Origin of the sequence: Pseudoalteromonas sp. SCSIO 43095 (assembly GCF_023650455.1) — a bacterium.
GTDB lineage: Bacteria > Pseudomonadota > Gammaproteobacteria > Enterobacterales > Alteromonadaceae > Pseudoalteromonas > Pseudoalteromonas tetraodonis.
This window is the reverse complement of record NZ_CP087995.1, coordinates 1,877,788-1,899,522: the sequence shown is the minus strand read 5'-3', so window position 1 is coordinate 1,899,522 and position 21,735 is coordinate 1,877,788. Positions and strand designations below refer to the sequence as shown.

The following is a 21,735-nucleotide window of genomic DNA, read 5'->3' as shown; positions in this document are numbered from 1 at the left end:
TCGAGCAAACTGGCTACTGTTTTATATTCTTTAATTGGTTGATTTTTTATGAAAACAATCTTGATAATGCGTCATGGTGAAGCAATACCGATGCACTCTGATGATGTCAGTAGAAATTTGACTCCTTTGGGCCATCAGCAGGTAGAAAAAATGGGGCTGTGGTTACAAAAAAAGCATGCTCCAACGGGGTTATTAGTGAGTCCTTATGTAAGAGCGCAGCAAACAGCTGAGGGTGTTAAAAAAAATAATACCTTTTTATTTGAAGAGACCTGCCAAGATATTATTCCTGAAGGTAACCCGCAGGTTGCTGCAGATTATTTAGAAACGTTAATCGCGCTTCATCCAGAATGCGATACCTGGCTTGTGGTTGCCCATATGCCTATGGTGAGCTATTTGGTTGATCAGTTGTGTGCTGGGCACATGCCTATTTTTAATACCGGCGCTGTTGCACAAATTAGTTATGATGAAACTCGCCATAAAAGTGATTATATCACCATCAATGCACCAGCGAATGTAGATACATAGCGTGTAAATTAGCATTTAGCTAAGCCACTTTCTGTTAGGTAAATGCTACTACTTTTAGGTATTTGTCTACAGTAGAATTGTTAACCACATACTAAAACTCACCACACTCAAAACTGTCGATAAAACAACCGCACTGGCTAACGTATCTTGATGTTGTTTTATTTGGCATGCAATTAAGTACGCATTAACTCCCAAGGGCGATGCGCTCAATAATACGAGTACTTTTAACAGCGACTCATTAATAGCAAATACATGTGAGCCTAACACTAATACCAAGGCGGGCAATATAACTAGCTTTAACAGGCTGGCAATAGCTGCCGCTTGCCAGTTATCGCTAATTTTATAAAAAGCTAAATTTGCACCTAATACAAATAACGCACAGGCAATGGCAGGTTTAGCTAAAAGCGCTAAGCCATTACTTAAATCAGCAAATAAAGTAATCCCTGCTAAATTTACCAATAAACCCATGCTAATACTCAATACGACAGGATTGAGTAACATATTTTTGGCAAATGTTGACCAAGAAAACACATGACTGGCACTGTTTGCACTAATTAAAAAGGTAAGGGTGAACAATAGCGCGCTATGAAAGGTGATGATCATAAAAATAATGCCCATCATTTGCTCACCCAATGCTGCAATAATAATGGGCAAGCCCACCAATACGGTATTTGAATAACTACTGCCAAGGGCAAATACACTGTGACGTTCATATTGAGGATGCTTAGAGAGAGTGTAGCGGTCAATAATGAGCGCAAAAAAATAAATTAAAATAACGGGAATATAAAAGCTTAAAAAGCCATTTAAGCTCACGCTGGTTTTTAAGTCTGCCTGGGCCATATTTAAAAATAAAAAACTCGGTACACTAATGTAAAAAGTAAATTTACTGAGCCCCGTTATATGAATGCGTTCTAAAAACTGACTTCGGCTTGCTATGTAGCCGCATAACACAATAAAAATAAGCGGAAATATAATCGAAAATATATGCACTAAAAAAGGCTCTTATTGATTGGCTCTAGTGCTCAGCGTCTAAACTCATCACTTTGCGGTAAGTTAATTAATATGAGTACCGCCCCTTTACCGCCATACTCAAGCGGAGCTTGGTGCATAGCAATAACGTCGGGGTGTTGCACTAAATATTGCGGTACTTTATGCCTGAGGATATGGCCGCCAATTCCGTGTACAACACAGGCACAATAGTAATGCTTTTTTTTGCACTCATGAATAAGCCCTGCGAGTTCATCTTTGGCTATCTCTTTATTTAAGCCATGCAGGTCGAGGGTTAAATCAGGAATAAAATCCCCTCGACGAAGTTGTTTGGCTAAAAAACGATCCTGACCCTGTTGTACATAATTAACGGTACCATGCGTGTCTATATCGGGCACATATTCATCAGAAAAGAAAAATTCTGACTGTTGTTGCTTTTTTTGCTGGGCAAATTGCTTCGCTTGTGACACTTTAGGTTTATTGCTAAAACGGTGAGTGTCTTGTTTAAATACACGCGCACCACTGATACTTTGACGAAACAAGTCAATGTCGTCAGGACTAATTAGGCTGTTTGAGTGGGGATCTTTTTTCATAGCGGCAGTTTAAACAAAAAAGCGGTAAAAATCGAGTAAAAAGGTGTGATACCCAAGCAGCTTTGAGGTACATAGTACAGCGCCATTAAGGTTAGTTTAAAAGCGATTTATACTGCGTTATTGATTTGCACAATAGAGTGACTATTATTTGCAATCAAAGCCTTACCTAAATCGCTTTTAACACTAACTGCGCTCGCACCTAAAGGTGGCTTGGGTATACAATAGGGTAATCATGGGGCCAATGATGCGCCCCGATTGAGTTTATTTTTTTTGAAAGTAGCAGGCAGATAACACTGATGAGTGAATTACTAATAGAAGAAGCAACCCTAGATGAAGCTGTTGCAGAACTTTCAACCTTACACGATTGGCTTCGTTGGACAACTAGTCAATTTGCAAGTAGCGGTATTTTCTTTGGTCATGGCACCGATAACGCATGGGATGAAGCGGTAAGTTTGTTATTACCGGCGCTTAGTTTGCCTATCGATGCACCCAAAGAGCTGATGCATGCGCGTTTAACCAGTACTGAAAAAAATCGTTTAGCGGGCTTAATTGCCGAGCGCATTAACGATTTTACCCCAGTACCTTACCTTACCAACATTGCATGGTTTGCTAACATGCCATTTTATGTGGATGAACGCGTATTAATTCCTCGCTCACCTTTTGCTGAGCTTATTAATAATCGCTTCACCCCTTGGTTAGAAAAACCAGAGTCAGTAGGGCGTATTTTAGATTTATGTACAGGCTCAGGTTGTATTGCTATTGCCTTGGCACAAGCGTTCGAGAATGCGCAAGTTGATGCGGTTGATATATCCTATGAAGCGCTTGAAGTGGCTGATATTAACATCACTGACTATCAACTAAGTGACCGCGTACTGCCTATTCAGTCTGACGTATTCAGTGGTGTACCTGGGCAAAAATACGACCTAATCGTAGCAAATCCACCGTACGTTGACGCTGAAGATATGGCTGATTTACCACGTGAATTCCACCATGAACCAGAGCTTGGATTAGCATCGGGACACGATGGCCTTGATGTAACACGTACTATTTTAGATCAAGCTAGTGAGCATCTAACAGATAACGGTTTGTTATTTGTCGAAGTAGGTAACTCTATGGTACATATGGATGCACTGTATCCAGGTGCACCATTTGAATGGATTGAGTTTGAACAAGGCGGATTAGGGGTGTTTGTTATTAGCAAACAACAACTAGATGCCTACTTTGCACAGTAATAATTAGTACTAGCCATTCATCCGAAATGGCTGGGCAAAACAATAGCCGAGTTAATTCTCGGCTATAAGTCATTAGGAATGAGGAAAGTTAATGGCAGGTAATAGCATAGGGCAGTTATTTAAAGTGTCCACCTTTGGCGAAAGCCACGGCGTTGCATTAGGCGGCGTAGTGGATGGCACGCCCGCAGGCCTTGAAATCACTGAGGCCGACATACAACACGATTTAGACAGACGCAAACCTGGGCAAAGTCGCTATACCACGCAGCGTCGTGAGAGCGACCAAATCAAAATTTTAGCGGGCGTTTTTGAAGGTAAAACCACTGGTACCAGCATTGGTTTATTAATTGAAAATACCGATCAACGTTCACAAGATTATGGCAAAATTAAAGATGTATTTCGCCCAGGCCACGGTGACTATACCTACTGGCACAAATACGGCCTTCGCGATTACCGTGGTGGTGGCCGTTCATCTGCGCGCGAAACCGCTATTCGGGTTGCCGCAGGCGCTATTGCTAAAAAGTATTTAAAGCAATTTCATGGTATTGAAGTACGTGCGTGTTTGAGCCAACTAGGGCCAATTAAAGCCGAAAATTACGATTGGGATGAAGTGGAAAATAACTTATTCTTTTTCCCAGACGTTAGCAAGCTTGAAGCACTCGATGAATATATGCGTGACCTTAAAAAACAAGGTGACTCAGTTGGCGCTAAAGTAAAAGTAGTAGCTAAAAATGTGCCTGTTGGCTTAGGTGAGCCGGTATTTGATAGGCTAGATGCCGAACTTGCCCATTCATTAATGAGTATTAACGCTGTAAAAGGCGTTGAAATTGGCGATGGCTTTGATGTGGTTGAGCAAAAAGGCTCAGAGCATCGTGATGAGTTAACCCCTGATGGTTTTACCTCAAATCATGCCGGCGGCGTATTGGCAGGTATTTCTACAGGGCAAGATATAATCGCATCCATTGCGCTTAAGCCAACATCAAGTATTACCATTCCCGGTAATAGTATTAACACGAGTAATGAAGCGGTTGAGATGATCACTAAAGGTCGTCACGATCCTTGCGTAGGCATTCGTGCTATTCCGATAGCTGAGGCAATGATGGCCATTACTTTAATGGATCATTTACTACGTCAACGCGGTCAAAACCCGCATGTAAATCACGAACATGGGCCAATTAAAGGCGCTATCTAAGCGCGATTTACTATAAATTAATAATAAACGCGCACCAGCGCGTTTATTATGTACAAGCTATACATCTTAATTGCCGCTCAATAATTTAAATGTGCTCAGCGCACCTAAAAATAAGAGAGCTGTTAGTATGCAAAAAAACAATCAATCTCACGTTACACAAGCTGAATATAAAGCCACCATAAAACGACTCGAAGAGTTTAGCCGCTTTACCGATAGCAGTATTGGTATTCCGTTTACTAAATTTAAATTTGGTGTTGAGTCGCTGATTGGGCTTTTACCTGTAATAGGTGATTTAGCGGGACTTATTTTGTCTGGCTATGTACTAATTGAAGCGCAGCGCTTAGATGTTAGCAAGCGAGTAAAAAGCCGTATTATTATAAATATGTTGATTGATTTTGTTGGCGGGCTCATTCCATTTTTTGGAGATATTTTTGATGCCATGTTCAAAGCAAATACGCGTAACACCCGCATACTTAAAAAACATTTAACAGATAAGCTAACCACAAACCCATAAATATTATTAGTCATAAAGTGTGTAATTAGCCCTGTTATTAACTAACCTGAGCTGCACATAAGAAATGGAACTAAATGCCCTTGCGGTGATCAGATCTTTCGACCAAGAAACATAAGATTACCGAGGCAAGGGCATGAATAACTTAGATGCAATTTACGTAGATGTCGATGATTTTTGTTTATTGTTTGAACCTCAATGGCTTAAACACCTAATAGAATCAGGTGAAAAGCAACGCATTAAGCCATCTCGACTATCCTCTAGCGAAGTGATGACTATATTAATTGCTTTTCATCAATCAGGTTATCGCGATTTTAAAACTTACTACACCAAATTTGTTTGTCAGTATTGGCGACATTATTTCCCTGATTTAGTCAGTTATACACGTATGTTGAAGTTACTTCAGGCCACGTTACCTGCTCTGTGTAGCTATCTGAAGCAGCGCTTTGATAAACCAACAGGCATTGCATTTATCGATTCCACTTCTCTCAAGGTGTGTCACAACATGCGTATTCCTCGCCACCAAGTTTTTGCAGGAGAAGCCAAACGAGGCAAAGGAACAATGGGCTGGTTTTATGGTTTTAAACTTCACCTCATCATGAATGATGAAGGGGGTTTATTAGCTGTAAAAGTGACAGCTGGGAATGTTGATGATAGACAGCCAGTATTAGATATGGTCGATAATGTTGCAGGTAGTTTATACGCTGATAAAGGTTATGTATCTGCAAACTTAAAAGCGGAACTTGCTGAGCAAGGTATTGATTTTATTACAGGTCAACGACGTAATATGAAGCGTCAGCCAATATCATCTTGGGATAGAGCGATGTTATCAAAGCGTTTCATCATCGAAACAGTGTTCGACCAGCTGAAAAATATGGCTCAAATAGACCACACAAGGCACCGCAGCTGCATCTCATTTATGGTTAATTTAATGGCTGGATTAATTGCCTATACTTTTCAGGCTAAAAAGCCGAGTATAAAAGTGACTCGGCTTTAATTCTTATGCAGATCTGAGGTTAACTATTTATTTGGCATCAAAAAAGTACTTAGCGAGTATTTCTTTTTGTTGACCAAACTGATCAGACACTCCAATTCCAATCCCAATTATTTCACCTTGTGCCTGGGGCGGCTCAGCGTGCAGTGCTTTTTGTACTAACGCTAATGCTGGGCTTTGTTCATTCGCGAGTAGGGTTAAATGCGGCTGAAAATTCTGAAATACATTAGGGCTGCCATAACGTTCAAAAGCCACAAGTTTATTAGGGTAATGCTTTACCCAACTTGGCACTAGCGCTTGATGATCGCGAAGCGGCTCAAGATTAAGGGTAACCTCGTCGGCTAAGCGTTGTAACTGATATGATTTTTCTAATTTTATAAATGCCCAATTACTTGGTGACACATTAAACCCATTGGCTTTTATCTCAAACGACTGATGCTCTTTTACAATACGCTCTACCACTTTCTTAATTTCGTTTTGTGCGTCAACGGGATAATCCGTTAAATACAAGGTGGCGTGTACGGGTAACCCTTGTTGGTAAAACGTAATAATTTGGTGCGTAGCCAATTCATCGCTGGTGTTAGCGACTAACTCAACAATAGGCTTAGAAGGAATAGCAAATACGTTAATACTTATACTTTTTGCATAACTGCTGGCAGAAGCAGCCAAGAGTGTTAAAAAAGTAAAAGAGATAAATAGCCACGATAAAAAGCTGTGTTGTTTAACCATAAGAGTGAGTCAATTCAGGTTTTTTGTTGGTGTATGGTAAGCGTAATTAAGCGTTCAGTAAATAAAGTATGGTAAGGAAGCCTTAATTAATGCATCGCTAATTTTTTACTTTGTAGATAAAAGTACGTACAATTCGCTTCGTTTTTAGTGTGCTTTATACTAATTTCATCTGTCTTTAAAGCATCGGGTTCAAACGAGTATACGAAGTATTTATGCACCAAGTAGCTGATCTAATTTCTATTTTCGAACACACTTTTTACCAAAGCTATAACACGCGTTTGGTAAAAGGTGAGCATGAGCCTATTTATATTCCCGCAAATGATACAACCCCGTATCATCAAATTGTGTTTGCCCATGGTTTTTATGCCAGTGCATTGCATGAAATAGCCCATTGGTTAGTGGCAGGTGCGCAACGCCGTTTAAGTGAAGATTATGGTTATTGGTATTGCCCTGATGGGCGCGATGCTACACAGCAAGCAGAGTTTGAGTCAGTAGAGGTAAAACCTCAAGCAATAGAGTGGGCATTGAGTGTGGCTGCTGGGTTCGATTTTAACGTATCGATAGATAATTTAAATGGTGAGCAAACTTGTCGATTTGCGTTTCAATCGCGTGTTCATGCAAAGTTATTAGAGTTGTTGCAAAACGGGTTTAACCCGCGAACAACCTTATTATTAAAAGCACTGTGTAAATTTTATAACACCATGTGGCCTTTAAATGCTGCGCAGTTTTCATGGCATTCTCCCAAGGAGCTAAAAGATGCAGTTTAAGTTAGGGCTGATTGTAAACCCGGTTGCAGGATTGGGCGGTAGTGTGGCGTTAAAAGGCAGTGACGGCGAAGACACCGCCGCTAAAGCCATTGCATTAGGCGCTGAGCCTAAATCAAATAGCCGCACTAAAGCTGCACTTGAAGTGCTGGTACCTTATCAGTCAAATATTACTATTTATACTGTTAATGATGAAATGGGGGAGCACACAGCAAAATCGCTCGGCTTTAATACGCAAGTGGTTTATCAAAGTAGCTCACCCACAACCAGTGACGATACTGAAGCGGCAGCTCGTTTATTACAGCAGCAAGGTGTAGATTTAATCTTATTTGCTGGTGGCGACGGAACGGCGCGCAACATTTGCCATGCTGTAGAAGACTCTGTACCTGTGTTGGGTATTCCTGCGGGGTGTAAAATTCACTCTGGAGTATATGCCATAACGCCAAAAGCTGCAGGTCGCGTAGTTGAAATGTTAGTTAAAGGTGAGCTGGTAACGCTAAGCGATGCTGATGTGATGGACATTGATGAAGTCGCCTTTCGCCAAGGAACAGTAAAAGCAAAACGTTATGGCGAAATGCAAGTACCCAGTGAAGTGCGCTATGTACAAGCGGTTAAAAATGGCGGTAAAGAAACCGATGAATTGGTACTTGCTGATATTGCCGCTTATGTGGTCAGTGAAATGGATGCCGATACCCTCTATGTCATGGGCAGTGGCTCTACCGTTGGCGCGGTGATGGAAGAAATGGGGCTTGAGAATACACTGCTCGGTGTTGATTTAGTTGAAGATCAAGCTTTAGTAGGCCAAGACTTAACAGCTCAACAATTACTTGAACTTACGACAGGACGTGAGACAAAATTAGTGATCACCTTGATTGGCGGTCAAGGGCATATTTTTGGTCGAGGTAATCAACAACTCAGTCCTGCGTTAATTAAAGCGATAGGCCGCGACAATATTATTGTAGTGGCAACAAAAACTAAATTACAGGCTTTAAATGGCCGACCGCTAATTTGTGACACCGGCGATAGCGAGTTAGATGATGAATTAAGCGGTTATATACGTGTAACCAGTGGGTTTAACGACCATATTATGTATGCAGTAGGTCATCAAGATGGGCTGCACCTTGAGGAGAAGTAACACATGAGTTTAGTAAATTACATAGATGCTGCGCAGCAATATTTTGATGATTTAGTGATAAAAGCCACTGATGATGAGCTATTTGCCGGCGGTTATTTACGTGGTCACTTTGATTTAGCGGTAGGGTATGCCCAAGTTGAGGAGCTAAATTTAGAAATTACTGAGCTAAACGACACCGTTGAAAAAAGCCTAGTAAAAGCCTATCGCAATGGCGAACTTAATGAAGACGATAAAGCACTCGTAGTAAGAATATGGGATGAAGTAAAAGCACTCGCATAAGCTTTTTTATTCATTTATAACTGCGCGGCCACTGAGCCGCGTTTTTTTGTGGCTAAAAAAGAACTTGTTTACTCAGTTAAAATTTACCTCATTCCTTAGATACGCTAAAGTAGCGTAGTCTAAATTCTAGGGAATAAGTGAAATGAATAACAATAATAATGCGACAATGCCAACGGGCATAGTTGCGCGATTTTTAAATTTTGTTGAACGGGTAGGTAATAAGCTGCCTGATCCAGCAATTATCTTTTTGTTTGCCATGTTATTAATCTGGTTTTTGTCTTGGTGGTTTTCAAGCGTCACATTTGATGCAATAGACCCTCGTACTGGCGAAGCCATTATCATTAATAACATGCTTGCCAGCGATTCGTTGGCCACTTTTTTATCTTCTATGGTAAAAACATTCACCGGTTTTGCGCCACTGGGTGTAGTGCTGGTTGCAATGCTAGGTGTGGGCGTTGCAGAGCATTCGGGCTTTATTAATACCGGCCTTAAATTAATGCTCAAAGTAACGCCTAGAAAATTACTAACACCCTCAATTATTTTGGTGGCTATTGTGAGCCATACGGCTACCGATGCAGGGTATGTGTTAGTTATACCTCTTGCTGGGGTAATATTTTTTGCCGCCGGTCGTCATCCGCTTGCCGGTATTGCAGCGGCATTTGCTGGGGTGAGTGGTGGCTTTGGTGCTAACTTTATTCCATCTGGAATTGACCCACTATTGCAAAGCTTTACCCAAAGTGCAGCACAAATTATTAATCCGACAATGAGCATTAACCCGCTTAATAACTGGGGCTTTGCTTCAGCATCAAGTTTATTTATTGTGCTGTTAGGTTGGTATATCACCGATAAAATTATTGAACCACGTTTAAAAAATTCACCAGTAGATGGCGAAACTCAAGACCTACCAGCATTTGAAGATGCGCGTAGCGACGAAAAGCGCGCCTTTCTTATTGCAAGTAGTGTAATGATTGCAGGTATTGCATTATTAGCGTATGTATCTGCACCGGCTGATTCAGCGATGCGCAGCAGCGATGGCTCGTTAACAAATTTTAGTTCACCACTAATGCAATCAATAGTGCCACTGATATTTTTGTTATTTTGGATCCCAGGTGCAGTATATGGTTTTACTGTAGGGACCTTTAAAACCTCTAAAGACATGATAGATGCGATGAGCAAAGCCATGAATGGTATGGCGTATTACATTGTTATGGCATTCTTTTGTTCATTATTTATTGCTGCATTTAGTAAATCAAACCTAGGTGCTTTACTGGCAATTGAAGGGGCTCAAGTATTAAAAGCAATGGAGTTACCGAGCTCAGTAACGGTAGTAGGGATTATTTTCCTAACTGGTTTTGTAAACTTATTTGTTGGTTCAAGCTCGGCTAAGTGGGCACTGTTAGGCCCGGTATTTGTACCTATGCTAATGCAACTCGGTATTTCGCCAGACTTAACGCAAGCGGCGTACCGCGTGGGAGATTCTAGCTCTAATATTATCACTCCGCTCATGCCATACTTCCCACTAGTTGTGGTGTACTGTCAAAAATACGTTAAAGGTACAGGCATAGGTACGCTTATCGCGATGATGCTACCGTATTCAATCGCCTTTATGATTGGCTGGAGTATCTTCTTGCTGGGGTATTGGGCACTCGGTCTCCCATTAGGACTTGATGCCAGCTACGTGTACCCAGCAGTAGCGCCTTAACTTAATTTTGATTCATAAACCTCACTCACTCGAGTGAGGTTTATATAAAAGTGCTGTAATATTCAAAGTAAGTCTAAGTTACCTTTCTAAATCTCTCACTATATAGCCAAACAAACTGGCCTCACCAAGAATATAAACATAATCGTTTTTGTTATTCATTATTGTAGACTTATCGTCGTACCATCTAAAATCATGAGTTTCGTTTGTTTTAGGATCTTTAAAATATAAATGAGTACAACTATCTTCATAATCAGAACCACACTTTTGTACATCAGTTAGGATATATTCCTTATACCAATAGTCGCCTTGCGTGTAGTAAGCCCATAACTTTATGGGCTCAGAGATAAAAATATAGAGTGTTCCATAGATTAAAAAAGGGATTAATGGATACGTGAATATTAATGATAATTTCGTTTTTGTATCTGAGAAACTAGATTTAAGATGCTCTCTGTATTTACTGCAGCGTCTATATTTATTGAATACAAGTATATTTAAATAGATGAATGATGCGCCACAAATAATAGGGAGTGTTATAAAGAAAATAACGTCGTATATTTCATTTGTGATAAATGGTGGATCTGTAAAGTCCATTAAGATAGGAATAATGATGCATAATAAAATAGGGAACATTATTGCTACAAAGAGTAAGTTGTCGTAATTTCTTTTCAATTTTTAATTCGTCCATGAATTATAGCCTTTGCTTAGTTTACATAAATTTTATTGTTTTAAAAATCAAAGAAAACATGTTTATACACATTAAGTAATCTGAGTTATTGGGTAATAAAGCTATCTCAAGCAGCTTTTTCAACGCTAATTGCGTTGAATTTACTTACAATAGGCTAGCTATTGACGCGTAATTTAGCCTTGTTTTCACTGCAATCTCTGGTTAGAGAAAGCAAACAAAATATATTTTAATTCAATATGTTAGTTAAGTACCTAATACTGGCTTGCGGCTTCGAGTTAGGGAAATTAAGCTGATACCTGAATTCCAGACACAAAAAAGCCTTGGCACTTTCATGCCAAGGCTTTTTTCTAAAGAGTCGTTGCTTACTTAGCGGTAAAGCTAACTGGGCGACGTTCTTTACGAGGGCCGCTACGCTTATCAGGGCGTTGACCATCTTTATTAAAGCTACGCTTCTTGTCACCACCAGCAGGGCGTTCAGAACGCTCGCCGCGTGGCTCAGAAGGGCCTTGATCTTGTGTTAGTGTCATACCCATTGGGCGTTTACAAATAAACACTTTTTGGAAGTGATCAAGCACATCTTTAGGCATGTTTTGCGGTAATTGTACCGTACTGTGATTATCGTGAAGACGAATGTCACCAATAAACTTGCTTGAAATGTCTGCTTCGTTAGCAATTGCGCCAACAATGTTCTTAACCTGAACACCATGTTCACGACCTACTTCGATACGGTATGTATCCATAGGGCCTGCATCACGGCTGTTACGCTCGCGTGGTTTACGCTCAGCGCGCTCACCACCACGTTCGTTACGACGACCACGGTCATTGCTACGAGGATTACGATCATTACGTTCGTTACGCTCACGCGGTTGAATCTTAACTTCTTCAACTTTAATTGGTGATTGTTGCTGTGCTAAACACAGTAACGCACCCGCTAAGTCTTCAGGAGCAAGCTCAAGTTTTTGTGCCATGTTGGCAGCCACTTCATTGAAGAAAGTAATATCTTTGTTTTCAAGAGCAAGCGTAAGCTTTTCTTGTAAGGCATTGATACGTTTTTCTTCAACAACTTTAGCTGTAGGTAATTCAACTTGTGCGATTTCAGATTTAGTATGACGAATGATATTTTTAAGTAAATAACGCTCGTTATGCTTAACGAAAAGAATCGCTTTACCAGTACGACCAGCACGACCTGTACGGCCGATACGGTGAACGTAGGCTTCAGAGTCTTGTGGAATGTCGTAGTTGATAACTAAGCTTAAACGGTCTACATCAAGACCACGTGCCGCTACGTCTGTTGCAATAACAACGTTTAGCATGCCGCTTTTTAAACGATCAACCGTGCGCTCACGCGCTTGCTGGTTCATGTCACCGTTAAGTGGCGCTGCAGAGAAACCTTCGCGCTCTAATAACTCAGCAAGTTGCACTGTGTCGTTACGCGTACGTACGAAAACAATAGCACCTTCATATTGTTCAGCTTCTAAGAAACGAACAATCGCTTTATTTTTATGAACATGGGCATTCCAAAACACTTGCTCAACTGATGATACAGTTGAGTTGCGCGCAGAAATATGAATCTGTTCAGGGTTATTCATATATTTGCTGCTGATGTTTTGAATTTGCTTAGGCATAGTCGCAGAGAAAAGACATGTTTGCTTTTCACGCGGTGTTTTTTCCATGATGCTTTCTACATCATCGATAAAGCCCATACGTAGCATTTCATCGGCTTCATCAAGTACAAGTGCTTGTAAAGCATCAAACTTGATAGTGCCACGGTTTATGTGATCGATTAAGCGACCTGGTGTAGCAACGATAATCTGTGCGCCACGACGAAGTGCGCTCAGCTGGATGCTGTAGCTCTGGCCACCATAAAGTGCCAATACTTCAACACCACGAGTGTGTTTTGCATATTGTTCAAATGCCTCAGCTACTTGGATCGCAAGCTCACGGGTAGGTGTGAGTACAAGGATCTGTGGCTGTTTCACAGACGGGTCAATATTATTTAGTAATGGCAGTGCAAATGCTGCTGTTTTACCTGTACCCGTTTGTGCTAGTCCCAGTACGTCCTTTCTTTCTAGCAATAACGGTATACATTGAGCTTGGATTTCAGATGGTGTCTTGTAACCCAACTCTTCAACTGCCTTTAAAATTGCAGGAGAAAGATTTAGAGATTCAAACGTGACTGGTTCTGACATTAATACGCCTCAACGAATTTAAAGAGGCGCGCATTGTATAGGAAATGCGAGGCAAATGCTTGTATAAATTACAACTAATTTATATGTGTTTGATGTTGGTCGAAATTTAACCAGCTTCAATTGTGCGTTAATTGAGCTGGTTAACACTCTGTCTACAAAATTACTGGTAAAGGCCTAGGTTTTCTTTAGCATAGGCTTCAAATTCAGTGAATCCACCAATATGAGTTTGGTCTACAAAAATCTGCGGTACGGTTGGGCATGGTTTGCCTGCAGACTTCTCTAAATCTTCTTTACTGATACCTTCTTTGATGATGTCGATGTAGCGGTATTTAAAATCATCGCGATCATTAGCAAGTTGCTCTGCAACATCTTTAGCGCGAACACAAAAAGGGCAGCCTTCACGGCCAAAAATTACTGTTAACATAACGCTCTCCTCAGATTAGTTGACCCTAGTGTAACTAATTTCATTTTTTATTACAGTGCAAAAAAACGATTATTGCGTTCGCTTTTTTTAGGGCCTGTAAAAAAATAAAAATATTTTATAAAAAAATCTTGAAATAAAATTGCCCGCCTATAAATAGTTATTTGAGGACGCCTTATGGGTCTTCAGTAAATCAGAACTATTTGAAAATTATATTATTAATTAACTTTTGCCGTTACTTGTTCAAACGAAAAGTAGCAGCAATATATCGCTTAAATATGAGGATATTATTATGCGTACAGTAGATTTATCACCCCTATACCGTTCATTCATTGGCTTCGATCATTTAGCATCATTAATGGATGCTGCTGCGCAAACTGACAAGCAGCCAAGTTTTCCTCCTTATAACATCGAAGCGCTTGATAAAGACAAGTACCGTATCACTATGGCAGTCGCTGGATTTAGTGAAGACGAGTTAACCTTGCAATCTGAAAACAACACTTTGGTTGTATCAGGCACTAAAGCAGGTAAAGAGCAAAATGATGAGCGTAAATTTATTCATCAAGGGATTGCCGAGCGTAACTTTGAGCGTAAGTTCCAGTTAGGCGACCACGTTAAAGTACTTGGTGCAGACTTAGCCAATGGCTTACTAAGCATCGACCTTGAACGTGAGATCCCAGAAGCGCTTAAGCCACGTAAAATCGAGATTGGCTCAGGCAATATGCTAGAAAGCAAATAGTTAAGCTAGCACACGTATTTTCCCTGTGAAAAGCCGCCATTTGGCGGCTTTTTGCGTTGTTTGTCTTTTAAGTTTATTTGTAGTTGTTCTTGTAAAAGCTTTATTTGTCGGCCTTTAGCCAGTAATTCTTCAAGTTTTAATATTTTGGCTTGTGCAGCAATAACAAAACGTTGCTCTAGCTGTCTTTGCTGTTCAAGGTGGAAATCTTGATATGCCTGGTGATTATTTAAACCACCACCGTACTGAGCAATTGGCTGAGTATTTTTTACTATGTTGGGTAAATAGGCAGGAGAGGTTATTGGTAGCAAAGGCTGAGGGCTCGTATTATTAGTTGTAACCGTGTTTAATTGCGTGCTTTTCAGCTCTTGGGTCATGTCAGCAGTAGTCAGCTCAAGTGACGTTATTTGCTTGACACTTTTAGCTTGGTTAAGGGAATCAATATTCTTTATCGTTGGTTTACTAGTATATTGAGTAAAAAGTGCGTACATACCAACACAAGTTACAACAACAGAAACGAAAACTTTTTTACTCATAAAATTACTCCTGTCTTATTTTGCCACTTGAGCCAAGTATCCTCATACTGTTGTACCGCTTTTTGTTTTGCGATGACCTTTGTTGCTTGGTATCGAACGGTTTCATCTTCTGGCGAAAAGTACTCAAACTGATGCTCATAACTGTGTATCACCACCCATTCATCACTGGGTGTACGTATAATAGGAGAAATGGTGTTTTCTTTAGTTGTGAACGCAAGTTGTACAACCCAGCTACTTTTGTTTTTACGGTTTAATTCACTGGTGTATTGAGCATATATATCTTGTTTTCCTAATATTACTAATGCTTGTTTGAGCGTTTTGTTACCGGCCAAGGTGCGAAAACTTACAGCATTGGCTCGATGAGCAAATTGAGCTCCATGGGCTTTTACGTGGCTTAAAAATTTAAACTGCGATTTATTGGCTTGATAAAATGCTTTAATTTCGCTTTTGTTTACTTGTTTACTTGTTTACTTGTTTACTTGTTTCTCTAGTTTTTCAAGAACGGGGCTTTGCATATGCATCATTGTATTTATGCCTAGCCAGCTTTGAATGGAGGGGCGCAAAATATCTCCTTGAGCTATTTCATACAGATGTTCAATATCAATATTTTGTTTTGCCAAAATCGGTTTGGCTTTTGAAAACGCTATATTGAATTGCCGCTTTTTTATTAATCCACTTTTGAATAGTTCACTATCTCCTTTGTGGAGTTTAAAGCGTACCTGCATTGCTAATGCATCGACAAATTCATATAAATTAATAGCGTTATACAAAAGAGGAGTTAAATCAAACTGCTGCATTTTTTTGATGGCGCTTTGCACATACTGGCCATTTTTAGGGTAGGGCCCTAATGTGCGTTTAAGCCATTGGTTATCATAAATCTCAAGCTTTATTGGGCTTGACTGTGCGCTTATAGCTAATTGTGAATCGAACAGATTTTTTAAGTAACGTTCAACATGGTATTGAGTCCTAAAATCAACAGCAGATTGTCGTTTTATTATCGCAGGTTTTTTTAGCGCAGCTTGTTGTAATAAAAACTGATTTTCATACAGACGAGTTCTAACTTCATTGATTGTAATATCAGGGTTGTGCTTTAAATAAGCACGATGCATAAAGTTAATTTCATCATTGCTGTATTGTGTAAATGATGCCATTACTAGGGAGTGGTAAAACACACCTAGTAATGTAATCACTAAAATAGCCATTTTTTTCATTAGCGAGCAACCATGGCGTGGTTTAATAAGTGCACCACCATTGCTATTGCATGGGGCACGACCTGCTTAGCTATATTGAGGGCGATCAAAATGATCTTCTGAGTTGAGTACAATCCCACCTTGTGCATAAGAAAATGAACCGCCTTGAGTTAATAATGGGCGAACATCTTGGCTATTTTTATCTAAAGGCGAGAACGTTTGCATTGCTTGAGTAACGAGTGATAAATTGTTGAGCTGCTCTTGGTCATAGTAATCGTTTACCCAACTTTCCCAGCTAGAATGATTTAGATCTGATGTAGTCCATGTGTGGTGAGGTTGTAATAAATCAGTAGTATGGAACACAAACCCTAATACCTGCGGATTGCCGCTTTGTAAGTAACTTTGATACCAATATTGCCCTAAATTATCGATAGGTTGAAATGGCATTTCTTCAAAGTCGTCGTACATAGAATAGGTTGAGTTACTATCGATTCTATAGTGAGATTCTGTTACACCATAACTGTTTTATTTTGAAGAATCGGCATTAAACCAACCTGTTTCACCCCCTTCACCATCATCAAGGTAGTCACCTTTAAGCCAAGCAGACGCAAGATTATCAATCGTGCCCCAAACAGTGAGCTTGTCATAATTATAACCACCAAAATCGTTACCATGTTGGTCTGCACCTTGAGTATGATTTTGAAAATACCAATAGCTTGTATATTTAACTATGCTTTGCGCTGCTCCCCATACAGGCGCTTGAACACACGAACCTGTGATTGCACCACAGAAAAAAGTGTATTCAAAGTCATCTACATCATAAGCAGCTTGTCCAAGCAGCTCGGCTAATTCAGAGATTGTCAGATTGTTTTGTGCAGCGTACTGTCGTAGGGCTGCATATTCAGTACTAGTTGGGTGCTGCTGCATATAGTTAACAGCATCAAGAACAATACGTTTGTGAGTTTCTTGACTAAAAGCTTGAGCTTGGCTTGTACTCAGTAGTAAAAGTGTCGCTGCAATTAATTGTTTTTTCATTTTATTCTCATCATAGTCTGGAGTAAGAGATGCAATTAAAAAATAAGCTCATTACACTGACATGATAAACAGATTAAACATTTAATTAACAATATTTCCTGTATTCGGTGCTTTAATATTAACTATCAAGGGTGTTGCCGCCAATTGACGGCATTTGTATTTATAGCTCTTCAATACTATTTAAATAGTGGCTAGCTTGATCTAAAGTTTCTTGGCGTAATGATTCATCTTGTTTATCCCAATTGCGATAAATCATGCCTATTCGTGGATTTTTTTCCAGCCGCTCTCGGTGTGTTTGCATAAATTGCCAATAGAGGCTATTTAACGGGCAAGCGTCTTTTCCTACTTTTTCTTTCACCTTATATTGGCAGCTTTTACAGTAGTCGCTCATTTTATTTATATAGTTGCCGCTAGCCGCATAAGGCTTGGTAGCAATGATGCCATCGTCAGCAAATTGGCTCATCCCTCGTGCGTTAGGCATTTCTACCCATTCAATAGCATCGATATAAACACCCAAATACCATTCATCCACTTCATCAGGGTTAATAGCGGTTAGTAAACAAAAATTACCTATTACCATTAAACGTTGAATATGATGGGCATACGCGCTGTCTAAGCTTTGTGTTAATGAGTGGCTTAAGCAGTTCATTTTTGTTTTACCATTCCAAAAATAACGTGGCAGTGCACGGGTTGCATTAAGCTGGTTTTTGTTAGCGTAATCGGGCATGTTTTTCCAATACACGCCACGCACATATTCGCGCCAACCCAGTACTTGACGAATAAAGCCTTCAACCTGAGAAATAGATATTTCATCTTGGCGTTGTTGGTATTCTTTGACCACACGGTCGATAACATAGCGAGGATGTAAAATTTTGGCATTTAACGCAAATGATAACCGGCTGTGATAAAAGGTATCTTTATCAGGGCATTGATCTGTCATCGCATCTTGAAATTGACCAAAACGGGGAAGTAAATGTGCACAAAAGTGATCAAGTGCGCTTATTGCTTGTTTACGGGTTGTTGGCCAGCTTAATTGGGTTTCTATTTGCCCAAAGTATTTTATTTTATGTTTATCTAAACGCTCAATGATGGTGCTAACATCATTTTTAAATAATTTGGGTTTGGGGATATCGGCTAAATCGCTTTTTGAAAACTTATTACGGTTATTAGCATCAAAATTCCATTGACCGCCATGAGGTTTGTCATCATCCATTAAAATATCAAACTGCTTACGCATTGCCCGATAAAAATGCTCCATAGTGACGTGTTTATCTTTTTTAAAGCGTTTGTCTATATCGTTAAATGCTAATAAAAAATGCTCGCTGTCACAGGCAGTCACAGCTAATTCGCTGTTAGTGGCAAAGTTGTGCAGTTGTGTTTTTAAACGGTACTCATCTGGGTATTGATATTCAATTGAGGTGCATTCATGCTGCTTAGCTAATCGAGTTAAAAGAGCGGGTAAGTTATCATCGTCTTTGGTGTCATCTAACGTTAAATGCAAAACGTTAAAGCCAGCATCTTTTAAGGCGTTAGCGAAGTTTTCCATGGCTTTAAAAAAGGCTGATATTTTTTGTACGTGATGCTTTACGTACTGCGCTTCTTGCATGAGCTCGGCAATAACAAACACGGTGTCATCGGATTTATCTTTAAACCAAGAATGAGCGGGGTTTAGCTGGTCACCTAAAATTAGTTTTAAGGTTTTGAATTTTTTCATAATGAGCCAAAATTATTTTTATACGCAGTATTTTAAAAAGCGATCGATTTCTACATGTCGTTTTAATCATAGAGCAAAGCAATAAACAGCATTGCTTTTTTTATCAACTTATTACTTATTATGGTTGCTAATTTAGTGGCACATCCTTATAATAGTGGCCATTGTTTAGTAGATTATAAAATTTACTAACAGCGATATTAAGTTTTTAACTTTTTATCTATTGGCGCGGGATGGAGCAGTCTGGTAGCTCGTCGGGCTCATAACCCGAAGGTCGTTGGTTCAAATCCGGCTCCCGCAACCAATCTTAATAGTAGGTTTAAACTTACTACTTTATATCGCGCATTCTAAGTAATGCGCGTTTTGCGTTTAAGCTAATGAAGTTTAATTTGGTCAGGGTACTGACTCGCAACCAAGCTTGGCCCTAGGCCACACAGTTTTGCGTTTTTTGGTGTGACGCCCCGCTTGGTTCGGGGCGTTGTTGTATCTGCACCGTTTGATTTAATGTTTATCGATTAAATCAAAATTTAAACTCAGTATTTTAGGGCTATAAGCCCTTTTTTTGTTTGTATGGAGGATTTTCGTGACAAAACTTGAACAAGATTTAGTAACCATGTTAACGCCTGCAGTAGAAATGCTAGGCTTTGAATTACATGGTCTTGAGTTTGTACAAGCGGGTCGCCATTCTACCTTAAGAGTATACATTGCTCATGAGGATGGAATTTCAGTTGACAACTGCGCAGATGCAAGTCGTCAAATTAGTGCGATTTTAGACGTCGAAGACCCGATTACAAACGAATATGATTTGGAAGTGTCGTCTCCTGGTGTTGATCGTCCATTATTCAAACAAGATCACTACGAGCAGGCGCAAGGAGAGGAAGTACGCGTGCGTACTAAGCTTCCACAAGACGGTCGCCGTAATTTTAAAGGCGATTTAATAGCAGTTAGCAGCGATATGATCACACTATCTAGCGATGGTGCAGAGCATTTAATCATGCTTAGTAACATTGAACGTGCGAACATAATCGCAAAGTTTTAATTCGAGTGCGAAGGAATAGGGCAAGCGAGGCATTACCCATGGCAAAAGAGATATTATTGGTTGCTGAAGCCGTTTCCAATGAGAAAGCGGTTCCAAAAGAAAAGATTTTTGAAGCTCTAGAGTTCGCATTAGCGACAGCGACAAAGAAAAAGCATGATGGTGAGATTGATGTACGTGTTGCAATTGACCGTAAAACCGGCGATTACGATACATTCCGTCGCTGGCAAATAGCTGAAGTTTTAGAAGATGGTTCTTTAGAGAATCCATACAGCGAAATCACGTTAGAAGCTGCTCAAGTTGAAGAACCTGACTTGAAAATGGGCGACTACGTAGAAGAGCAGATTGAATCAATTAAATTTGACCGCATAACAACACAGATGGCTAAGCAAGTGATCGTACAAAAAGTACGTGAAGCAGAGCGCGCCTTAGTCGTTGAAGCATATAAAGATCAAGAAGGCGAGCTGGTAACGGGTGTTGTTAAAAAAGCAACCCGTGATGCAATCGTACTTGATTTAGGTAACAACGCAGAAGCGGTTATTTATCGTGACGACATGCTGCCACGTGAAAACTTCCGCCCGGGTGATCGTATCCGTGGTCTTTTATATGAAGTGAAGCCTGAAGCACGCGGTGCACAATTATTTGTAACTCGTTCTAAACCAGAAATGCTGATGGAATTATTCCGCATTGAGGTGCCAGAAATTGGCGAAGAAATGATTGAATTACGCGCTGCAGCACGTGATCCAGGTTCACGCGCTAAAATCGCGGTTAAATCTAACGACAAGCGTATTGACCCTGTTGGTGCGTGTGTTGGTATGCGTGGTGCACGTGTTCAAGCGGTATCGTCAGAACTTGGCGGTGAGCGTGTTGATATCGTGCTTTACGATGACAACCCTGCACAGTTTGTTATTAACGCAATGGCACCAGCAGAAGTGGCTTCAATCGTAATGGATGAAGATACACACTCAATGGATATTGCTGTTGAAGCTGATAACTTAGCACAAGCTATTGGTCGTAATGGTCAAAACGTACGTTTAGCAAGCCAATTAACTGGCTGGGAATTAAACGTAATGACCGTTGATGAAATGCGCGCTAAGAACGAAGCTGAGTCAGATAAGTTAATTAACTTATTTACTGAAAACTTAGATATTGATGACGAATTTGCATCATTACTTATCAACGAAGGTTTCTCAACACTTGAAGAAGTTGCTTATGTTCCGGCTTCAGAGTTTTTAGAAATCGACGGCTTAGATGAAGAAACAGTGGACGTATTACGTTCACGTGCAAAAGATGCATTAACAACGAAAGCGCTTAAAACGGAAGAAAGCTTAGAAGGCGCTGAGCCTGCTGAAGACTTACTTGCGCTTGAAGGCTTAGAGCGTCATTTAGCATTTGTTATGGCAAGTAAGGGTGTAGTAACACTTGAAGACTTAGCTGAGCAAGGCATTGATGAGCTTGTAGATATTACAGAGCTATCTTCAGAGAAAGCGGGCGAGCTAATTATGGCTGCACGTAATATTTGTTGGTTTGCAGACGAGTAATTTATTAACGGAGGT

At 40.1% G+C, this 21,735-nt stretch carries 21 protein-coding genes, 1 tRNA gene and 1 pseudogene; 13 read left to right on the top strand and 10 right to left on the bottom strand.

Features of this window, described 5'->3' with window-relative positions:
- Nucleotides 1-48 precede the first annotated feature (48 nt).
- Entirely contained in the window at nt 49-525 is a 477-nt protein-coding gene (sixA, locus tag LOC50_RS09020) for a phosphohistidine phosphatase SixA (protein WP_171034749.1), read from the top strand.
- A gap of 66 nt (nt 526-591) precedes the next feature.
- Here the strand turns inward: sixA and LOC50_RS09015 are convergent, their stop codons facing one another.
- Both LOC50_RS09015 and smrB read right to left on the bottom strand, forming a co-directional pair.
- Complete coding sequence (locus LOC50_RS09015; RefSeq protein WP_069440256.1) at nt 592-1,515, bottom strand: AEC family transporter; 924 nt, start codon at nt 1,513-1,515, stop codon at nt 592-594.
- Between the two features lie 32 nt (nt 1,516-1,547).
- The gene (gene smrB / locus LOC50_RS09010) at nt 1,548-2,105 is read right to left on the bottom strand and encodes an endonuclease SmrB (RefSeq protein ID WP_016899440.1); all 558 of its coding nucleotides are present in this window, start codon (nt 2,103-2,105) and stop codon (nt 1,548-1,550) included.
- Nucleotides 2,106-2,401: 296 nt separating this feature from the next.
- Here smrB and prmB point away from each other — a divergent pair, with 296 nt between their 5' ends.
- The 4 genes from prmB to LOC50_RS08990 all read left to right on the top strand — a co-directional run bounded on the left by prmB (nt 2,402) and on the right by LOC50_RS08990 (nt 6,034).
- Nucleotides 2,402-3,337, top strand: coding sequence for a 50S ribosomal protein L3 N(5)-glutamine methyltransferase (gene prmB, locus LOC50_RS09005; RefSeq protein ID WP_013464520.1), 936 nt, complete (start codon nt 2,402-2,404; stop codon nt 3,335-3,337).
- 91 nt (nt 3,338-3,428) lie between these two features.
- The gene (aroC, locus tag LOC50_RS09000) at nt 3,429-4,526 is read left to right on the top strand and encodes a chorismate synthase (RefSeq protein ID WP_069440254.1); all 1,098 of its coding nucleotides are present in this window, start codon (nt 3,429-3,431) and stop codon (nt 4,524-4,526) included.
- 127 nt (nt 4,527-4,653) lie between these two features.
- The gene (locus tag LOC50_RS08995; protein WP_069440253.1) at nt 4,654-5,040 is read left to right on the top strand and encodes a DUF4112 domain-containing protein; all 387 of its coding nucleotides are present in this window, start codon (nt 4,654-4,656) and stop codon (nt 5,038-5,040) included.
- Between the two features lie 133 nt (nt 5,041-5,173).
- Entirely contained in the window at nt 5,174-6,034 is an 861-nt protein-coding gene (locus LOC50_RS08990) for an IS982 family transposase (protein ID WP_250653071.1), read from the top strand.
- 27 nt (nt 6,035-6,061) lie between these two features.
- On the opposite strand, the gene LOC50_RS08985 is transcribed toward LOC50_RS08990, so the two are convergent.
- The gene (locus tag LOC50_RS08985) at nt 6,062-6,760 is read right to left on the bottom strand and encodes a 2'-5' RNA ligase family protein (RefSeq protein ID WP_069440252.1); all 699 of its coding nucleotides are present in this window, start codon (nt 6,758-6,760) and stop codon (nt 6,062-6,064) included.
- A gap of 212 nt (nt 6,761-6,972) precedes the next feature.
- Here LOC50_RS08985 and LOC50_RS08980 point away from each other — a divergent pair, with 212 nt between their 5' ends.
- The 4 genes from LOC50_RS08980 (at nt 6,973) to LOC50_RS08965 (ending at nt 10,640) form a co-directional block, all read left to right on the top strand.
- Nucleotides 6,973-7,527, top strand: a complete 555-nt coding sequence (locus LOC50_RS08980) for an elongation factor P hydroxylase (RefSeq protein WP_036983194.1) — start codon at nt 6,973-6,975, stop codon at nt 7,525-7,527.
- Nucleotides 7,517-8,659: an ATP-NAD kinase family protein gene (locus tag LOC50_RS08975; protein WP_036983192.1), complete on the top strand. Its 1,143-nt coding sequence runs from the start codon at nt 7,517-7,519 to the stop codon at nt 8,657-8,659. The genes LOC50_RS08980 and LOC50_RS08975 overlap by 11 nt, the downstream gene beginning before the upstream one ends.
- Before the next feature lie 3 nt (nt 8,660-8,662).
- Nucleotides 8,663-8,938, top strand: a complete 276-nt coding sequence (locus tag LOC50_RS08970; protein ID WP_024602794.1) for a YfcL family protein — start codon at nt 8,663-8,665, stop codon at nt 8,936-8,938.
- Nucleotides 8,939-9,080: 142 nt separating this feature from the next.
- Nucleotides 9,081-10,640 carry an AbgT family transporter gene (locus LOC50_RS08965; protein ID WP_214551816.1) on the top strand — a complete coding sequence of 520 codons (1,560 nt, stop codon included), beginning with the start codon at nt 9,081-9,083 and terminating at the stop codon, nt 10,638-10,640.
- Nucleotides 10,641-11,687: 1,047 nt separating this feature from the next.
- Here LOC50_RS08965 and LOC50_RS08960 read toward each other — a convergent pair.
- Both LOC50_RS08960 and LOC50_RS08955 read right to left on the bottom strand, forming a co-directional pair.
- Complete coding sequence (locus tag LOC50_RS08960; protein WP_250653070.1) at nt 11,688-13,514, bottom strand: DEAD/DEAH box helicase; 1,827 nt, start codon at nt 13,512-13,514, stop codon at nt 11,688-11,690.
- 160 nt (nt 13,515-13,674) lie between these two features.
- On the bottom strand, nt 13,675-13,938 hold the full coding sequence (locus LOC50_RS08955; RefSeq protein WP_008114535.1) for a GrxA family glutaredoxin: 264 nt from the start codon (nt 13,936-13,938) through the stop codon (nt 13,675-13,677).
- A 289-nt stretch (nt 13,939-14,227) separates the two neighbouring features.
- Here LOC50_RS08955 and LOC50_RS08950 point away from each other — a divergent pair, with 289 nt between their 5' ends.
- Nucleotides 14,228-14,674: an Hsp20 family protein gene (locus tag LOC50_RS08950; protein ID WP_036983183.1), complete on the top strand. Its 447-nt coding sequence runs from the start codon at nt 14,228-14,230 to the stop codon at nt 14,672-14,674.
- Between the two features lie 5 nt (nt 14,675-14,679).
- Here the strand turns inward: LOC50_RS08950 and LOC50_RS08945 are convergent, their stop codons facing one another.
- From LOC50_RS08945 to LOC50_RS08925, 5 genes and pseudogenes are all read right to left on the bottom strand, one after another.
- Nucleotides 14,680-15,207, bottom strand: a complete 528-nt coding sequence (locus tag LOC50_RS08945; protein WP_250653069.1) for a hypothetical protein — start codon at nt 15,205-15,207, stop codon at nt 14,680-14,682.
- The gene (locus LOC50_RS08940) at nt 15,204-15,647 is read right to left on the bottom strand and encodes a peptidylprolyl isomerase (RefSeq protein WP_250653923.1); all 444 of its coding nucleotides are present in this window, start codon (nt 15,645-15,647) and stop codon (nt 15,204-15,206) included. Before LOC50_RS08940 ends, LOC50_RS08945 begins: the two co-directional genes overlap by 4 nt.
- 27 nt (nt 15,648-15,674) lie before the next feature.
- Complete coding sequence (locus LOC50_RS08935) at nt 15,675-16,418, bottom strand: hypothetical protein (protein WP_250653068.1); 744 nt, start codon at nt 16,416-16,418, stop codon at nt 15,675-15,677.
- Nucleotides 16,418-17,432: pseudogene (locus LOC50_RS08930) on the bottom strand (phospholipase C/P1 nuclease family protein). The gene LOC50_RS08935 and the pseudogene LOC50_RS08930 overlap by 1 nt, the downstream one beginning before the upstream one ends.
- 160 nt (nt 17,433-17,592) lie before the next feature.
- Nucleotides 17,593-19,146, bottom strand: coding sequence for a cryptochrome/photolyase family protein (locus LOC50_RS08925; RefSeq protein ID WP_248474310.1), 1,554 nt, complete (start codon nt 19,144-19,146; stop codon nt 17,593-17,595).
- Nucleotides 19,147-19,370: 224 nt separating this feature from the next.
- On the opposite strand from LOC50_RS08925, the gene LOC50_RS08920 reads away from it, so the two are divergent.
- The 3 genes from LOC50_RS08920 (at nt 19,371) to nusA (ending at nt 21,720) form a co-directional block, all read left to right on the top strand.
- A tRNA-Met gene (locus LOC50_RS08920) sits at nt 19,371-19,447 on the top strand.
- A 279-nt stretch (nt 19,448-19,726) separates the two neighbouring features.
- Nucleotides 19,727-20,182: a ribosome maturation factor RimP gene (rimP, locus tag LOC50_RS08915; RefSeq protein WP_008114543.1), complete on the top strand. Its 456-nt coding sequence runs from the start codon at nt 19,727-19,729 to the stop codon at nt 20,180-20,182.
- A 38-nt stretch (nt 20,183-20,220) separates the two neighbouring features.
- Complete coding sequence (gene nusA, locus LOC50_RS08910; RefSeq protein ID WP_013464535.1) at nt 20,221-21,720, top strand: transcription termination factor NusA; 1,500 nt, start codon at nt 20,221-20,223, stop codon at nt 21,718-21,720.
- The last annotated feature ends 15 nt before the right edge of the window (nt 21,721-21,735 follow it).

What these genes read in the sequence shown, in the direction of transcription:
- sixA (WP_171034749.1), top strand. Translation starts at nt 49, where the DNA reads ATGAAAACAATCTTGATAATGCGTCATGGTGAAGCAATACCGATGCAC.
- smrB (WP_016899440.1), bottom strand. Translation starts at nt 2,105, where the DNA reads ATGAAAAAAGATCCCCACTCAAACAGCCTAATTAGTCCTGACGACATT.
- prmB (WP_013464520.1), top strand. Translation starts at nt 2,402, where the DNA reads ATGAGTGAATTACTAATAGAAGAAGCAACCCTAGATGAAGCTGTTGCA.
- aroC (WP_069440254.1), top strand. Translation starts at nt 3,429, where the DNA reads ATGGCAGGTAATAGCATAGGGCAGTTATTTAAAGTGTCCACCTTTGGC.
- LOC50_RS08995 (WP_069440253.1), top strand. Translation starts at nt 4,654, where the DNA reads ATGCAAAAAAACAATCAATCTCACGTTACACAAGCTGAATATAAAGCC.
- LOC50_RS08990 (WP_250653071.1), top strand. Translation starts at nt 5,174, where the DNA reads ATGAATAACTTAGATGCAATTTACGTAGATGTCGATGATTTTTGTTTA.
- LOC50_RS08985 (WP_069440252.1), bottom strand. Translation starts at nt 6,760, where the DNA reads ATGGTTAAACAACACAGCTTTTTATCGTGGCTATTTATCTCTTTTACT.
- LOC50_RS08980 (WP_036983194.1), top strand. Translation starts at nt 6,973, where the DNA reads ATGCACCAAGTAGCTGATCTAATTTCTATTTTCGAACACACTTTTTAC.
- LOC50_RS08975 (WP_036983192.1), top strand. Translation starts at nt 7,517, where the DNA reads ATGCAGTTTAAGTTAGGGCTGATTGTAAACCCGGTTGCAGGATTGGGC.
- LOC50_RS08970 (WP_024602794.1), top strand. Translation starts at nt 8,663, where the DNA reads ATGAGTTTAGTAAATTACATAGATGCTGCGCAGCAATATTTTGATGAT.
- LOC50_RS08965 (WP_214551816.1), top strand. Translation starts at nt 9,081, where the DNA reads ATGAATAACAATAATAATGCGACAATGCCAACGGGCATAGTTGCGCGA.
- LOC50_RS08960 (WP_250653070.1), bottom strand. Translation starts at nt 13,514, where the DNA reads ATGTCAGAACCAGTCACGTTTGAATCTCTAAATCTTTCTCCTGCAATT.
- LOC50_RS08955 (WP_008114535.1), bottom strand. Translation starts at nt 13,938, where the DNA reads ATGTTAACAGTAATTTTTGGCCGTGAAGGCTGCCCTTTTTGTGTTCGC.
- LOC50_RS08950 (WP_036983183.1), top strand. Translation starts at nt 14,228, where the DNA reads ATGCGTACAGTAGATTTATCACCCCTATACCGTTCATTCATTGGCTTC.
- LOC50_RS08945 (WP_250653069.1), bottom strand. Translation starts at nt 15,207, where the DNA reads ATGAGTAAAAAAGTTTTCGTTTCTGTTGTTGTAACTTGTGTTGGTATG.
- LOC50_RS08935 (WP_250653068.1), bottom strand. Translation starts at nt 16,418, where the DNA reads ATGAAAAAAATGGCTATTTTAGTGATTACATTACTAGGTGTGTTTTAC.
- LOC50_RS08925 (WP_248474310.1), bottom strand. Translation starts at nt 19,146, where the DNA reads ATGAAAAAATTCAAAACCTTAAAACTAATTTTAGGTGACCAGCTAAAC.
- nusA (WP_013464535.1), top strand. Translation starts at nt 20,221, where the DNA reads ATGGCAAAAGAGATATTATTGGTTGCTGAAGCCGTTTCCAATGAGAAA.